At 54.6% G+C, this 13,358-nt stretch carries 14 protein-coding genes; 6 read left to right on the top strand and 8 right to left on the bottom strand.

What is annotated here, in order from left to right; all coding sequences use genetic code 11:
- Nucleotides 1-4 precede the first annotated feature (4 nt).
- From yidC to yihA, 3 genes are read left to right on the top strand one after another with little or no spacing between them, the layout of a single operon-like run.
- Entirely contained in the window at nucleotides 5-1,819 is a 1,815-nt protein-coding gene (gene yidC / locus H7848_RS09905; RefSeq protein ID WP_208350706.1) for a membrane protein insertase YidC, read from the top strand.
- Nucleotides 1,819-2,562, top strand: a complete 744-nt coding sequence (locus H7848_RS09900; protein ID WP_336512083.1) for an MOSC domain-containing protein — start codon at nucleotides 1,819-1,821, stop codon at nucleotides 2,560-2,562. Before yidC ends, H7848_RS09900 begins: the two co-directional genes overlap by 1 nt.
- Nucleotides 2,562-3,212: a ribosome biogenesis GTP-binding protein YihA/YsxC gene (gene yihA / locus H7848_RS09895; RefSeq protein ID WP_208350705.1), complete on the top strand. Its 651-nt coding sequence runs from the start codon at nucleotides 2,562-2,564 to the stop codon at nucleotides 3,210-3,212. Before H7848_RS09900 ends, yihA begins: the two co-directional genes overlap by 1 nt.
- A 90-nt stretch (nucleotides 3,213-3,302) precedes the next feature.
- On the opposite strand, the gene H7848_RS09890 is transcribed toward yihA, so the two are convergent.
- On the bottom strand, nucleotides 3,303-3,731 hold the full coding sequence (locus H7848_RS09890) for a hypothetical protein (RefSeq protein WP_208350703.1): 429 nt from the start codon (nucleotides 3,729-3,731) through the stop codon (nucleotides 3,303-3,305).
- A 153-nt stretch (nucleotides 3,732-3,884) separates the two neighbouring features.
- On the opposite strand from H7848_RS09890, the gene H7848_RS09885 reads away from it, so the two are divergent.
- Both H7848_RS09885 and H7848_RS09880 read left to right on the top strand, forming a co-directional pair.
- Entirely contained in the window at nucleotides 3,885-4,166 is a 282-nt protein-coding gene (locus H7848_RS09885; protein ID WP_208350702.1) for a hypothetical protein, read from the top strand.
- 16 nt (nucleotides 4,167-4,182) lie between these two features.
- The gene (locus tag H7848_RS09880) at nucleotides 4,183-4,842 is read left to right on the top strand and encodes a winged helix-turn-helix domain-containing protein (protein ID WP_237072685.1); all 660 of its coding nucleotides are present in this window, start codon (nucleotides 4,183-4,185) and stop codon (nucleotides 4,840-4,842) included.
- A gap of 54 nt (nucleotides 4,843-4,896) precedes the next feature.
- Here the strand turns inward: H7848_RS09880 and H7848_RS09875 are convergent, their stop codons facing one another.
- From H7848_RS09875 to H7848_RS09860, 4 genes are all read right to left on the bottom strand, one after another.
- The gene (locus H7848_RS09875) at nucleotides 4,897-5,142 is read right to left on the bottom strand and encodes a hypothetical protein (RefSeq protein ID WP_208350698.1); all 246 of its coding nucleotides are present in this window, start codon (nucleotides 5,140-5,142) and stop codon (nucleotides 4,897-4,899) included.
- 93 nt (nucleotides 5,143-5,235) lie between these two features.
- A complete protein-coding gene (locus H7848_RS09870; RefSeq protein WP_208350697.1) occupies nucleotides 5,236-5,928 on the bottom strand; it encodes a YjbF family lipoprotein in 693 nt (230 codons plus the stop codon).
- Nucleotides 5,925-8,063, bottom strand: coding sequence for a YjbH domain-containing protein (locus H7848_RS09865; RefSeq protein ID WP_208350695.1), 2,139 nt, complete (start codon nucleotides 8,061-8,063; stop codon nucleotides 5,925-5,927). Before H7848_RS09865 ends, H7848_RS09870 begins: the two co-directional genes overlap by 4 nt.
- A 67-nt stretch (nucleotides 8,064-8,130) precedes the next feature.
- On the bottom strand, nucleotides 8,131-9,720 hold the full coding sequence (locus tag H7848_RS09860; RefSeq protein ID WP_208350694.1) for a polysaccharide biosynthesis protein: 1,590 nt from the start codon (nucleotides 9,718-9,720) through the stop codon (nucleotides 8,131-8,133).
- A 929-nt stretch (nucleotides 9,721-10,649) separates the two neighbouring features.
- On the opposite strand from H7848_RS09860, the gene H7848_RS09855 reads away from it, so the two are divergent.
- Entirely contained in the window at nucleotides 10,650-10,907 is a 258-nt protein-coding gene (locus H7848_RS09855) for a pyocin activator PrtN family protein (RefSeq protein WP_208350692.1), read from the top strand.
- 78 nt (nucleotides 10,908-10,985) lie between these two features.
- Here H7848_RS09855 and H7848_RS09850 read toward each other — a convergent pair whose 3' ends face one another.
- From H7848_RS09850 to H7848_RS09840, 3 genes are all read right to left on the bottom strand, one after another.
- Entirely contained in the window at nucleotides 10,986-11,357 is a 372-nt protein-coding gene (locus tag H7848_RS09850) for a hypothetical protein (protein ID WP_208350691.1), read from the bottom strand.
- A complete protein-coding gene (locus H7848_RS09845) occupies nucleotides 11,357-11,758 on the bottom strand; it encodes a hypothetical protein (RefSeq protein ID WP_208350689.1) in 402 nt (133 codons plus the stop codon). The genes H7848_RS09850 and H7848_RS09845 overlap by 1 nt, the downstream gene beginning before the upstream one ends.
- A gap of 167 nt (nucleotides 11,759-11,925) precedes the next feature.
- Nucleotides 11,926-13,107: a MobA/MobL family protein gene (locus H7848_RS09840; RefSeq protein ID WP_208350687.1), complete on the bottom strand. Its 1,182-nt coding sequence runs from the start codon at nucleotides 13,105-13,107 to the stop codon at nucleotides 11,926-11,928.
- Nucleotides 13,108-13,358: the final 251 nt, after the last annotated feature.

Here is a 13,358-nt window from a genome sequence, read left to right as displayed (position 1 = left end):
CCTGATGGACGATCAAAACAAGAACCTCATTCTTGCATGTGTTTTAAGTTTCGTGGTCATTATAGTCTGGGCTGTTTTCTTTCCACCCCCCGAACAGCCTGTACCATCGGAAACGGATCAAACGGTTGAACAGGGCGTTCAAACACCTGTGGCCGAGGCCCCAACAGGGGCCGATCAGCCTGCATCGGTTGGTGATCAGGCGACCGCGGCTGCGAGTGATGCAAACATCGAACGGATCGAAATTGATACGCCCGAGCTAAGCGGTTCAATTTCCCTTTTGGGTGGCCGGATCGATCAGTTGGCGCTGAAAGGCTATCGCGAAACGATTGACCCCGACAGCGACATCGTTCGACTTCTGTCGCCGGTGAATTCGAATGATCCATACTACGCGCTATACGGTTGGGCGCCGCTGTCTGGTGTCGAACCTGATGCCGTTCCCGGCCCCAACACTGTCTGGACACAGGTTTCAGACAATCCACTGACGATAAGCACGCCGGTCGTTCTGCAATGGGATAATGGTCAGGGCCTGACCTTTCAGCGACAGATTTCGATTGATGACAAGTTCATGTTTTCGATCGATCAGTCGGTTACCAATACCTCGGACAGCGCTGTTTCACTTGCCCCTTACGGGATCATCGCGCGGCACGGCGAACCTGATACGATCGGGTTCTTCATCCTTCACGAAGGTGTCGTGCGGATGACCGATGGCACCTTTGATCGCATCAAATACAACGACATGCCCGACATCGAGTTCAACGCACGCGAACGCGCGCAGGCCGATGTTGCGCAGGTCGAAGAAAACGGATGGATCGCGTTTACTGGTAAAAACTGGATGACGGCGATGATCCCGCCACAGGGCGACCGCTTCAAATCTGTCGCAAAATACGATCCCGTCCGCGAAATCTATCAGCTTGAGACCGTTCTGCCGTCACAAACGATTGAGGCAGGGGCGCAAACCACTGTGACGACCCGGCTGTTCGCGGGCGCGAAGGAGTGGGAGGCGATCCGCAGCTATCAGAACGATGGCGGCATCCCCAGCTTTATCGACAGCATCGACTGGGGTTGGTTCTTTTTCCTGACCAAACCCATCTTCTGGATGCTGCACGAGTTGAATTTGTTGATCGGCAACATGGGCTGGGCGATCATCGGTCTGACGCTTATCATCAAGGCGCTTTTGTTCCCGCTGGCCTATCGGTCCTATGTGTCGATGGCGAAGATGAAAGAGCTTCAGCCGGAAATGGAAAAGCTGAAAGAGTCTGCGGGCGAAGACAGGCAGAAGCTGCAAAAAGGTATGATCGAGCTTTACAAAACGCATAATGTAAACCCGGCAGCGGGATGTTTGCCGATTCTGCTGCAAATTCCGATCTTTTTCTCGCTCTATAAAGTGATTTTTGTAACGATTGAACTTCGGCACGCGCCCTGGTTTGGCTGGATCCGCGATCTTTCGGCGCCTGACCCCTCATCCATTCTGAACCTTTTCGGGCTGTTCCCGTGGGATACACCGGACCCGACCAGCATCTTCTTCATCTTCTCACTGGGTATTCTGCCGATCATCCTGGGTGTTTCGATGTGGTTGCAGCAAAAGCTGAACCCGGCCCCGACGGATGCAACACAGGCTATGATTTTCGCGTGGATGCCGTGGGTCTTTATGTTCATGCTGGGCACGTTTGCCTCGGGTCTGATAATCTACTGGATCGCGAACAACCTGATCACATTCATCCAGCAGTACCTGATCATGCGAAGTCAGGGCGTCAAACCGGATATCTTTGGCAACATCAAATCCAGTTTCAAAAAACGCCCTAAACCGGATGCCAAATAGTGGCACATGTCGCTGAACTTTGGCGTCATCCGATCAAGGCGCATGGGTGTGAGGCGCTGACGACCGTCGACCTGCAGGCTGGTCAGACCGTGCCGTGGGATCGGACCTGGGCCGTGGCGCATGAGGCGTCGAAAGCGGATGGTTCGGATTGGACACATTGTTCGAACTTTTCGCGGGGGGCCAAGGCGCCCAAGCTGATGGCCGTGCAGTCCAGCTTTGACGAAAAGACCAACCGCATCACGCTGTCACATCCCGATTTGGCCCCCATCACTTTTGATCCGGATGGCGATACCGATGCTTTTGTTGCTTGGTCTGCACAGCTGATCCCCGACAATCGGGCCGCGTCCAAATATATCGTGCGGGCACAGAAACACGGCATGACGGACGCCCCGTTTCCGTCGATCAGTATTCTTTCGAAAAACAGTCTTGAGGTTTTGTCGCAAAGGGTGGGTCAGCCGCTGTCAACAAAGCGGTTTCGGGGCAACATCTGGCTGGAAGGCCTGCAGCCCTGGGAAGAGTTTGACTGGATCGACAAGACGCTGCGTATTGGCCGGGCCGAATTGAAGATCATTGATCGCAACACACGGTGTCTGGCGACCCATGCTGATCCCGAAACCGGTGAGCGCGATGCCGATGTGCTGGATGCGCTTGATCGGGGGTGGGGGCACAATGATTTCGGTGTTTATGCCAAGGTCACGCTATCAGGTCGTATCAGTCTGGGCGACACGGTCGAGATCGCGTAATGGACGTGCCCTTCACCCTTGCCCAGGACCCGGACGAACCGGCCAAAGAAAAAGGTCGTTTGCTATTTGCCGGCCCTATCGATTTTCTGAAGGGCGTCGTTGCAATGGATGGTCTGCCTGCGGACGATCGGCTTGAGGTCTGCTTTGCAGGCCGGTCCAATGTGGGTAAATCCAGCCTGATCAATGCGTTGACGGGTCGCAAGGCACTGGCGCGCGCGTCCAACACACCCGGCCGCACGCAAGAGATTAACTTTTTCACGCTTGGCGATCAGCATTACTTGGTCGATCTGCCTGGATATGGTTTTGCCAATGCGCCTTTGCCCGTGGTGGAAAAATGGCAGCGTTTGCTGAAGGCCTATCTGGCCGGGCGTGCGTCGTTGCGCAGGGTTTTTGTTCTGATCGACGCGCGACACGGCATCAAAAAGGTGGATCAGGATATTCTGTCACTGCTGGATCGGTCGGCCGTGACATTTCAGTGCGTGTTGACCAAGGCGGACAAGGTCAAGGCCAAAGACCTTGAAAAAGTGCTGGATCAGGTGCGCAGTGCATTGGCCAAGCACCCCGCAGCTTATCCCGAAATTGTCGTGACCTCATCGGAAAAGGGTGAAGGCATCGCCACTTTGCGCAGCATCATTGCGGCCATTGAATAGCGCTGCAAATAGAAAGGGGCGACGGTTTTTCCGCCGCCCCCTTCCGTGGCGTGGAGAGAAGGAAGGGCGCACCCTCTCTCGCTGCTCGACCTAGTAACGGGAACGGCCGATGCGATATCCTTCGTTGCGAAGGCACCGAGCTTTGTAGTAATGGCGCTTGCCATTGATCGTCCGCGCGCGGCTGAGGCAATTCCGCGGCAAACGGTCGGCATGGTCATAGTGGCGGTTCAGACAGCGGCGGGCGAACCCACGGCGCAGGCCATCGCGCGTTTCATAGGTGCGAAAGCACCGATGCGGCAGAACTTTGCGCCGGTCGTCCCGCCAATCCCGACGATCGTCATCATACCGCCAATAGGCTTCGCGCCGGCGGTCATCATCGTCGTCGCCCCTGATTTCCTTTCCGAAGAATCCGGAAAGCAGTCTGGCGATGTCTTCATCCGACGGTTCGGCGGCTGCCTGTGCGGCACCTGTCAATGCAAAGCCGATTGCAAGACACAGTGTCATTATCATTCTGCTCATGGTTTCCATCCTTTCATCCGGCGCCTTTACGAGGTACGGACATGGTGCCGAGGCATGAGCGATTAGAACAATATCAGCCTGATGTTATCCAATATCGGCGCCCGGGTTGAACAATGCTATTGAATATCAGGCCCAGATCGGGAAGGTGGATACATGCGTATCCTGATCCCCATACTTGTTGCTGTCAGCCTGTCATCTGCGCCGGTCCATGCCGAATGCTATGCAGATTACAAGGCAAAGCAGGACAATCCGCTTCGTCTGCATTATGGAGTTGCAGAATTGCGCGGCGACTGTTCAAAACGCAGTGCTGAGTCGGAACTGACCGGCCGTTTGCGTGACGTTGGCTGGCAGCTGCTGAATGTATTATCCGTGTTCGACGAAAACGGATTGGGTGAAAGGAAAGACAGTGCCGGAGAATTCTTCCTCCGTTACTAGGGCCCGCACGTCGGGAATGCGTCTTGTTGTGGGTGGAATGGCTGCGATTGTCGGCATTCTGCTGCTGGCGTCGATCTTGTTGTTCATCTCGTTGCCGGATGCCAATGCGTTTAATGAACGGGTTGAGCGGATCTTTATCGAAAACGATGACCTGACCAGTCAGGCCGAGGTCAAGCTGCTTGAGATCCTCGCGCAGTCGGGCACCGCCTTTTCGGATACGCTGGCGTCCTATCGCGTTGTGATTTTCGTTTTGCTGGTTTTCGCGACCGCCTTGCTGGTCGCCGCGCTGGTCTTTTTGATCATGTTGCTGTTGTTGAACCGGCGGATCGCGCAGATCGAAAAGTCGGGCATTCAGGTGTCGTCATTGTTGATCAGTCGGGATCAGAATGCGGTCTATCTGAACAATATGGAATTCAAACTGACCGAGGCTGCAATTGAGACGATATCAGTTCTGGCCGAAGCGCGGATGGATGGCGATGTGCTGACCGGTGCCCAGATTGAGGCGATGATTTCGGGCAAGGACGTGACGGATTGCGACGAAGCTGCGGGCGCGACACGCATAAAACGCCTGCGCGATACCCTGGGCAATCAGATGGTCAGCGAGCTATTGGTGCGCAACATAGCCCGCCGCGGCTATATGCTGGCCATTGATAAAGACGTGATTGAAATGGTCTGACAACAAAAAGCGCCCACTTTTGCAGGCGCCTTTTTGTTCAAAAATAGATTTGGATTAGTGGTCGGACGATGAGTCGTTGTCGTCAGACGCAGCTGCAGCAATAGCAAGAAGTGCGACCGCACCCAGTATGACTGCGCCAGTGCCCAGACCACCAAGGCCTTGCGCTTGGGTGTTCGCATTGTTGTTTTGCCCAACGACTGGCTCGCCCTCAACATCGGCACCACCAACGCTACCCGCAAATGAGGGGGCGGATGACATCACAAGGGCTGTTACCATTGCCAATGTGGTTAATTTTTTCATAGTCCGGTTCCTTTGATCCGATTACATTTGAATTTTAGCATAAAACATAAACCGTTTACAGCTTATTCTAAGCGAATAACTCTTTAGATCAACCTACGGTTTCATTAGGTATGTATCAAGGTATCCTACGTCTTCACTAACCCATTGGCGTGTTTTCAGCAACACAGTGTTTCCGTTTGCCGTCCAGAATGTATTCTGGATGGTGCGATTTTCCGCCGCGCAGGTTTCTGAATACCGGTCCGAGCCACGTGTGGTCTGTGCGATTGTAATCCGTTCCTGCCCGACGCGACGCATCGTGCAGTTCAGCTGAACTGTGACGCGTTGCGATGTGCCATCCAGAAAAGTCACCCGTCTGGTATATGTTGACTGGCCCCGATTATTCAGCGCCCGTAGGGTCGGGTTCGGATTAGCAACCAGAACGTCATCGCCTAGCCCGCGTGTTGCGACCAGAACGCCGCGTCTCAGGCTGATTGAAATCGCGTCTTCGGTCAGATAGGTCAAGACATCGCGGTTCTGTCCAAGCAGCGCCAGTGTGCCCCAGGCCTGCCGTTCCTCAAGATGCGCCACCCAGGTTCGGCCCGGATAATTGGCCGCCTGAACCGCGGTGACTGAGGTCGCGGGGTCAAAGCCCGGGTTGGTCGGCCCGGACATGGACTGACGCACGGCCTCGCGCAGGGTCGTCGTCAGACCCAGAAGCGGCGAGGTTTCAACGCCCGTCCCGCCACTGCATCCCGTCGCGAAAACAAGCGCTGCACAGACTAGGTATCGTCGGATTTTCGTGATCATCTGATGAAACGCCCCCATGTCTCGCTGAGTTTGGGTTCGTGATAGTCGCGGACGATGGGATACAGGCGATCCTCGATATTCAATCGCGCGCCGCCGTCGCGTTGGAAGGGGCGGATCAAAAGATCGGCTGTTTGGCGTGATGGTTTACTGGTCACAGCGGAAAGGGGAACGGTGATGGTGATGCCTTTGTCGAATGACCCGTCGCCGAAATCTTCGAAAGACACATCGGTGAACGTGGCAAAGGCACCAACACGCCAGCCGTTTCGGAATTCGCGGGTCAGTGTGAACGTGCCCCCCTTGTCGCCTGCCAGATAGCGCCCGACATCGATCTGTGCCTGATATCCGTTTTCAAAATCGTAATATCCGGACAGGAAAGCCGTGTAGGTGTCGAATTCCAGAAAATCAAAATCCTGATCGTAGTCGCGCTTGCGGGCATAGTTGACTTCAGCGCCCAGGGCCAAGCGGCTGTCGACGGGCTTCCACAGCAGCTCGGCCGATGTGCCGCCATACATCCGTTCCAGATAACCGACGGTGAAGCGGCCATAGAGGTTTGTGCCGGGCCGGAACAGATAATCCGCCGTCAGACGTTCCAGGGCCGGGTCACCTTCGCGGTCATAAAGCGGGCGTTCGGTGCGAACGGGGTCCAGTTCCGAGTCGCTGACTTCGACCCCATCGCTAAGATTGCCGATGACCTTCTTGCGGATCGAGCCGCTGAACGACAGACCCGGTGCGGCGTCATAACGGGCGGCCAGCCGAACGCCGACATCCGCTTGCACCGGGTTTTCAAGACCAAACAGCAGGGTCGAGACATAGGGTCCGATTGTGTAGTTGAACCGCGGATAGATGTCGTCGACCCGTGTGCCGTCCAGCGGCATGCCCGCCGCATCGCGAATGGCGGCCTGCTGAAAGCTGCGCTGTCCGCCATCCTGAGCGAACTCGGCCTGGACAAGATCACGCCGGTCAATTTCGATACGGCTCAGCGGCATGCCGCGATAGGTGGGGATCAGAACAAACCGGCGTACCTGATCAGGCATCGAATAGGTCAGGGCCCGCGCAGCCCGCCCGATGGCCTGTGCTTCGATGTCATAGGTCAGGTTTCGGAACCAGACGGTTGCTGTGCCATCTTCGATCTGGATCGCCTCTAGCTCAAGCCCCTGTTCGCGGAAAACTGCGGCGGTGGCCTGGGTGATGCGTTGTTCCTGTGCCGGGCTAACATCGGGCAAATCCCCCCAACTGTCGCGGGCCTGCAGATCACGTTCGGTCACGCGGACGGGCAGCGGGGCGGTTTCGGTGCCAAGGGCGGACTCTTTGGGATTGAAGGTAAATGAAACCTGCGCGCCGACCTCGGTTCCGTAAAGGTAATATAGTCCAAAGGCCACGCCATTGTCCGCGCGGTATTGCGCACCAAAATTCAACGGCGATGCGCGGTCGATGATATCGCGACTGGTTTCTTCGACATAATCGTCTGATGAATATTCGGCCTGAAGCGTTATGCGGTCGGTGACATCCCATTCAACTCCGCCAAACACGGCCATGGGTCCGCGAAACCACCGGCCTTCGTTCACCGTTCCGCCCGTTGGTTCGAAATCGGTGGGCCGGTCGTCCGATCCCAGCAAACTGTCAAACTCACCATAAGTCGCCAGACGGCCCCAGCCCACACCACCAGTAAAGCGCAGATTGGGCGCAAAGCTTTTGGTGGCCACGATGTATTCTGCGGAATTCAAGCCCGTGCCGATAAAGTCCTGCAGGCCGATGGTGATATCAGGCCAGATCGGGCCTTCGTCCAACAGCTTGAACCTTAGGTCAAAGCTGCGGTCGTAATAGGTTTCAAAATCGTCGTTCGGCCAATCCTGCGTCGCGCTATAGCGAAAACTGCCCGACAGTCGATCGGCCAGCTGGAAGGTCAGGGTGTTGCGCGTGATGCCCCCGAAATGCGACACCGCCAGGCCAAGTTCCCCATCGGGCAGGCTTTGCCCGCTTGGCATATCGATGATGCCGGGAACGCCCTGGAAATTGAGCGTGACAGGCGGTTCGTCAGACTGCTGAGCGAAAGCGACACTTGCCACAGACATGGCCGTGATCACACCGAACATCACACGATGCGCGCCAGAGTTCGAAACCAACACTACTTTCATCCTGTCACACGTCCTGCCCGTATATGTGCAGCCAAACGACGGTCGGTCGGGTGGCCATTGTTATCTTTTATTGCGCGGCGGTTTCTGCCTGGCTGTCGAAATCGTAAATCCATTCAGCCAGGATCAATCGCGCTTCGTCGGCATCGTTGTGCAATACGGCCTCGTTCAGCGATTTCAGGATGCGGGCAACTTCGATCTGTGACAGCTGACCTTCCCGAACGCGGAATATCTTGTCATGGGCGGTGACCAGATCACCCTGGTTGATCATCAGTTCTTCGTGCAGCTTATCGCCGGGACGCAAGCCAGTGATCTTGATTTCGATCTCGCCGTCAGGGGTGTTAACGTCTTTCACACGGTATCCTGCCGCCTTGATCATCTGGCGGGCCAGATCGATCACGCGAACCGGTTTGCCCATATCCAGAACAAAAACATCCCCGCCGCAGGTCAGACTGCCCGCTTTTAGAACCAGCCGGACGGCTTCTTCGACGCTCATGAAAAAGCGGGTGATTTCGGGATGGGTGACCGTAACGGGCCCACCTTTTGAAATCTGGTCTTCGAACAATGGTACAACCGACCCCGACGACCCCAGAACATTACCAAATCTGACAATCGAGAACAGAGTGCGCCCGGCGCGTTCGGCCTGATCCTGCACAATCAATTCACTCAGCCGTTTCGAGGCACCCATGACATTGACTGGCCGCACAGCTTTGTCGGATGAAATCAGTACAAAACGTTCAATATCATAGTCGCTGGCGGCATTAGCCAAAACATGCGTGCCGAACACATTATTGGCCAGGCCCTGGATCGGGTTGCTTTCGACAAGTGGTACATGTTTATAGGCTGCGGCGTGGACAATCACATCTATCTGATGGGCGTGCATAACCTGATCAACAAGCCTTTTGTCCGCCACTGATCCCAGCACGGGCACGATCCTGATGGTCTGATCCGAACTCAGGTCATTCAGTTCCTGATGTATGGAATAGAGCGCCAGTTCGCTGAGTTCGAAAAGAACGATTTTTCGCGGACGCATTTCCAGTATTTGGCGGCATAGCTCTGACCCGATTGAACCGCCAGCACCTGAAATCAGAACCGATCGCGCTTTGTAGTCGTGGGTGACGGAAAAATCTGCCTCGGTATGTACCTTACGTCCGATCAGCTGTGAAATCCGGCGCGGCGACAGCTGGCTGATCGCAATCTCATCACCCATCAACTGTGCGTAACAGGGCAGCGCATAGACCTGCAGATCAAGATTTTCCAGCTGCCGCGTGATCTGCTTGCGGTTGGTTGATGACAGCGATGGCACGGCCAGAATGGCACGGCTGACATTCATTTTTGACACAGTTTGCTGCAAACCTACCGTGCTATAGACCGGAAGGCCGTCGAACCGGCATCCGGGCAGCATAACGTTGTCATCAATAAAGCCCACCGGCCGCATATGCGGATGTTTTTGCAAGGCTGCAGCCAATTGCAGACCCGTTCGACCTGCACCGTATATCAGCACGCGATGCACTGGCGCGTTACGGCGATATATTCCGTGCAGCACCTGCAGCAAAAGAAAACGGCTACCAATCGAAAGCAGGAAATAGTTGATCGCGAAGGATGCAAAAACGGCGGTGGGCAATTCTGTCTGACCAAGCTGGACCAGCAGGAAAGACAAAAATGACAGTCCGACTGCAAATATCGCGGTCCTAAAAATCGTGGTTGGACCATATTCACGCAAGAAAACGCGCGACACTCCAAGTGCATGGGACAGAAATCCGGTTGCCAATATCAATATTGGAACAATTGGCCACAGGTTCGTGTAATTGCTTAAGGGCGATAGCGCACTCAGATGGATAAGAGTAGTTAAAACAATCGAAGGTAGTATTAGAATCACATCAATTAGTATAAATATTATTGTTTTATTATAATTAGTTAAGGAATTGATGTATTGAATCATAATTTGACACATCCACAGGTAGTAATTTTCTACACGCAATGGTGGTTTGGAGTCAAAGATATTAAATTTTTAAGATATAATTAGAGAGGCTTATGCTCATAAGAATGTTCGTTTTATGAAAGCCGGGGCGCAGTATTTCCATGTACATAAAATACTTCTTTTCGAAATTCCCCGCAGAGAAACCCGAAGTCATCGCTATACCGTTTTGGCCCTTCTAAACGGCAAATAAATCGATGAAGTATAGAAGAAAGATACAGAGAAAAATTATATTAAAGACAATTGCACATGGCCAAAATTGACAAGACGATCTAGCGTCGTGGGTGACGTAATTTTGAGGCACCTAAGCGATGTAAATCTTTCTATGTTAGTGATGGCATAAAAATTGAACCAAATGGACAACTCAAAACTAAGCGTCGCGCCCATGATGGATGGGAATGGGCTTTTCTAAAAGCCTATCTTTTCCAGGGCTTTAGCTCTCTGCCAGATGCTTCTGTAGCACTTCTGTAGGACCGAAATTCGAAACCATCGTCGTTGAGACGTTGATCATACCTCCGCTGACCGTACCGTCCACCGACTATTTTTTTCTCATCGCGGAAGTCGAGCCAATATCCCGCTCAGAGCCGCTTAGGCCACAAGATGGATTGAGGATGAACATGACAACGATGATGATGCTGCTCGTCAGCTACAATGGACGGCCTGACCTGGACACAAAGACAGTCGCCGCCAATCACTTCAACTTGAGCGAGGGCAACTTTCTGCGGAAGATTGAGTCCAGAGAGATTGACTTGCCCGCCGTCCGGCTGGAAGACACGTCGCAGAAGGCCCGGCGAGTGGTAATGCTCAGCGACCTCGCCGAATACCTCGACAAGAAAGCTGATGAAGCCCGGCGCGCGATCCGCCACTAGAGTTGCCTCTGCTGGGGTTCGGCAAGATCGATCGAAGGGCGCGCCAACTCACGCGCCCTTAGTTTTTTGTTACATCGCTTACGCAAGCGTTTCAGCCCGCTGGAAGCCATCTGCCGCATCCAAAAGTAGCTTCTGCGCCTCTTCAAACATAACGCCGCGAACAGACGTGGCAGAGTGGAGAGGTGTCTTTTCAACCTGCTCGGCTGGTTGGAGACGGTGCGTTGTGGCCTCGAGTTGATGAAGCGTGGCGTGTTTGGAAACAACTTCGCCCAGTTTGCGGCAGGTGTCGATCAGCTCTTCTATTGGCGTTTCGACGTCTTGCATTCGAAGGTAGCCGATGTATCCCGGCCCGAACGTGGCTTCAGGGCTGAAACGCAACCTCGCCGCACGCAGAAGTCGGACTGCGCGAAACATCGCATCGCGGGCGAGTTCGAGATCACCTTGGCCCATTATGCCGCCTCCTGCTGGATGCTGTTCGGAACAACGGCACGGATGGCGTTGAGAGACGGAACAACAAGGTCGAGCGCCTCGTAAGCAAGGCGTGCGGCGTGGGCTTCGTCTGAGTCGGGATGCAGGGCCTCAAATCGCCTTGCTTCCACTGATCCAAGGTTCTGAACAAAATCGAGACGGAAGAGTCGTCGCAAGGCTTTGAGCTCTGCTGCCCGTAGAAATGGCGGCGTTCCCAGAACGACAATCGCGCGCACGACTCCTTCAGCCATTGACTTCCATTTGGGGCCTCCAAGAGCGTCTGCTGCCTCGATGAATGACGTGCGCTCCGTGTGCAGCCAATCAGCAAATCGTGCCGCTTGTTCCGTGTGAAATTCAAAGTTGGGGGAAATGGACATGTCCATCGGTTTTTCCTCGGTTGGGGTAGGTTTCTGAGGCCGCCGTTGGTTTTGAGCGATCTCATGTGCCGAGAGCTCAGAACCAACGGCGGCCTCACGGCTACCCCAGCCGCACCTTGATCTCAGCCAAAGCTTTTCCGACAGAAACAATCCGAAGGACAAGCTGTTTTGGATCACCGACCGCGTTGGTGTGCCCGCGGCTTTCGGCTTCGATATGTCCGGTTCTCTGGCGTGCTTACCGACAGGCCCTTTGCTTCGAGATCGATTAGCTCCTCATCGTCATTCACGGCCGCCGACCACGTACATTCTGAACGCGCAGCGGCCATGGCTTGAGTGAGCGAATCGTCTGATCTTACGGCGTGAATACTCGATGAATTCTTAAGGGCCTCGGCTACCTCTTGTGCAGTTCTTGCAGTTCGAATTCGCTCTTTTTCAAGCTCGGCCTGACGCCGTCGAGCCGTCTCTCGTTCCACTGCGATACGCGCTGACTGTTGCTCGCGGTCTCTCTCTCGTTGGAGATCGCGGAGGTGCTGCCATGCTTTCATGACGTGACGGTTGAACGCCCGGGCTTGCTTCAAAGCGACCAGCTTTTTTGAGCGATGTGTGGTCGCTTTTGCCGCCGTTTTCTTTCTTAAGACTGCTGTGAGCCGGGGCCCCAAATGAGGTTCTGGGCTCAGGAGCTCCGCGAGCTCGGGTTGCGCGAGCTCTGCGCCCTTTTTCGCAAGGCAGATGTTTTGCTTCGCGCCGACGCACTTCATGGCTGAGTTAGCGCGTTTCTCCCATTCTGCGCGCATTCGCAGCAAAGCGGCAGGGCCAGTTTTTCTGTCATCGAGTTCACGTGTTTTTGCACCAAATGTTCCGCGCTCCACTTTGCGGGTGGTGAACAGGATATGCACATGAAAGTTGCGGTTGGTGAGCTTGGGATCCTTCAGCGCACGCATGTAGTTATCCTGTTCCGCAGAGCTGTGGTTTTTCTTCGTAAACTGCCGCTCATCTGTCTTTCTATGAAAATGAGGCGCGTGAATATTTGTCTGTGACGCAACGCCAAACTCATCGCGTAGCCACAGCGCAAAACCACGCACGAGTTGCTTTTGTTGCTGCAGTGGTAGCTCGGCAGGCAAAGCAATGTGCAGAGAGCGCGCTGTCACAGAGTTCTTGCGCTTCTCGGCGGCTTCCGCGGCGTTCCAGAGCTCTGCGGCTGTGCCGTCCCAGTTTACGACTTCATGCGAGAGGAGGTCGGTCCGCGAACGGTAGTTGAACGACCGACCGACGCGATCATCTTTCATTCGATCGCGCGCATTGTAAGCAGCTTTCGCAATCGCCGATTGCCCCGCGCCGCGTGATACTTTTGCCATTTCAAAATGTGCTGCAGCATGTCTCATGAAAGAGATGTCGTGCTGCGAGCGGTAGCTCGCTCAGAAAAGCCCGCGGCAGGCGCGCATGCAGACGGAGTTTGCGTAATTGCGCCCTCTAGAGCAAGATGAGATCAGGTTGAAGCGTATCCTGAGTTGACAAGGTAATTCGCACATTCCTGCGGGGTGAAGCGGTCGAGCAGCTTACCGATCCTGCGCCATGTTGCCTCTATCGTGCGTTCGGCGGCGTCTCG

The sequence above is a fragment of the Pseudaestuariivita rosea genome (genome assembly GCF_017592335.1).
GTDB classification, from domain to species: Bacteria; Pseudomonadota; Alphaproteobacteria; order Rhodobacterales; family Rhodobacteraceae; genus Parasulfitobacter; species Parasulfitobacter rosea.
Note: the sequence above shows the minus strand (reverse complement) of the source record. Positions and strands in the feature narration are given on the sequence as shown.

What these genes read in the sequence shown, in the direction of transcription:
- H7848_RS09890 (WP_208350703.1), bottom strand. Translation starts at nt 3,731, where the DNA reads ATGAGCAGAATGATAATGACACTGTGTCTTGCAATCGGCTTTGCATTG.
- H7848_RS09870 (WP_208350697.1), bottom strand. Translation starts at nt 5,928, where the DNA reads ATGATCACGAAAATCCGACGATACCTAGTCTGTGCAGCGCTTGTTTTC.
- H7848_RS09885 (WP_208350702.1), top strand. Translation starts at nt 3,885, where the DNA reads ATGCGTATCCTGATCCCCATACTTGTTGCTGTCAGCCTGTCATCTGCG.
- H7848_RS09850 (WP_208350691.1), bottom strand. Translation starts at nt 11,357, where the DNA reads ATGGGCCAAGGTGATCTCGAACTCGCCCGCGATGCGATGTTTCGCGCA.
- yihA (WP_208350705.1), top strand. Translation starts at nt 2,562, where the DNA reads ATGGACGTGCCCTTCACCCTTGCCCAGGACCCGGACGAACCGGCCAAA.
- H7848_RS09865 (WP_208350695.1), bottom strand. Translation starts at nt 8,063, where the DNA reads ATGAAAGTAGTGTTGGTTTCGAACTCTGGCGCGCATCGTGTGATGTTC.
- H7848_RS09845 (WP_208350689.1), bottom strand. Translation starts at nt 11,758, where the DNA reads ATGGACATGTCCATTTCCCCCAACTTTGAATTTCACACGGAACAAGCG.
- H7848_RS09880 (WP_237072685.1), top strand. Translation starts at nt 4,183, where the DNA reads ATGCGTCTTGTTGTGGGTGGAATGGCTGCGATTGTCGGCATTCTGCTG.
- yidC (WP_208350706.1), top strand. Translation starts at nt 5, where the DNA reads ATGGACGATCAAAACAAGAACCTCATTCTTGCATGTGTTTTAAGTTTC.
- H7848_RS09875 (WP_208350698.1), bottom strand. Translation starts at nt 5,142, where the DNA reads ATGAAAAAATTAACCACATTGGCAATGGTAACAGCCCTTGTGATGTCA.
- H7848_RS09840 (WP_208350687.1), bottom strand. Translation starts at nt 13,107, where the DNA reads ATGGCAAAAGTATCACGCGGCGCGGGGCAATCGGCGATTGCGAAAGCT.
- H7848_RS09855 (WP_208350692.1), top strand. Translation starts at nt 10,650, where the DNA reads ATGAACATGACAACGATGATGATGCTGCTCGTCAGCTACAATGGACGG.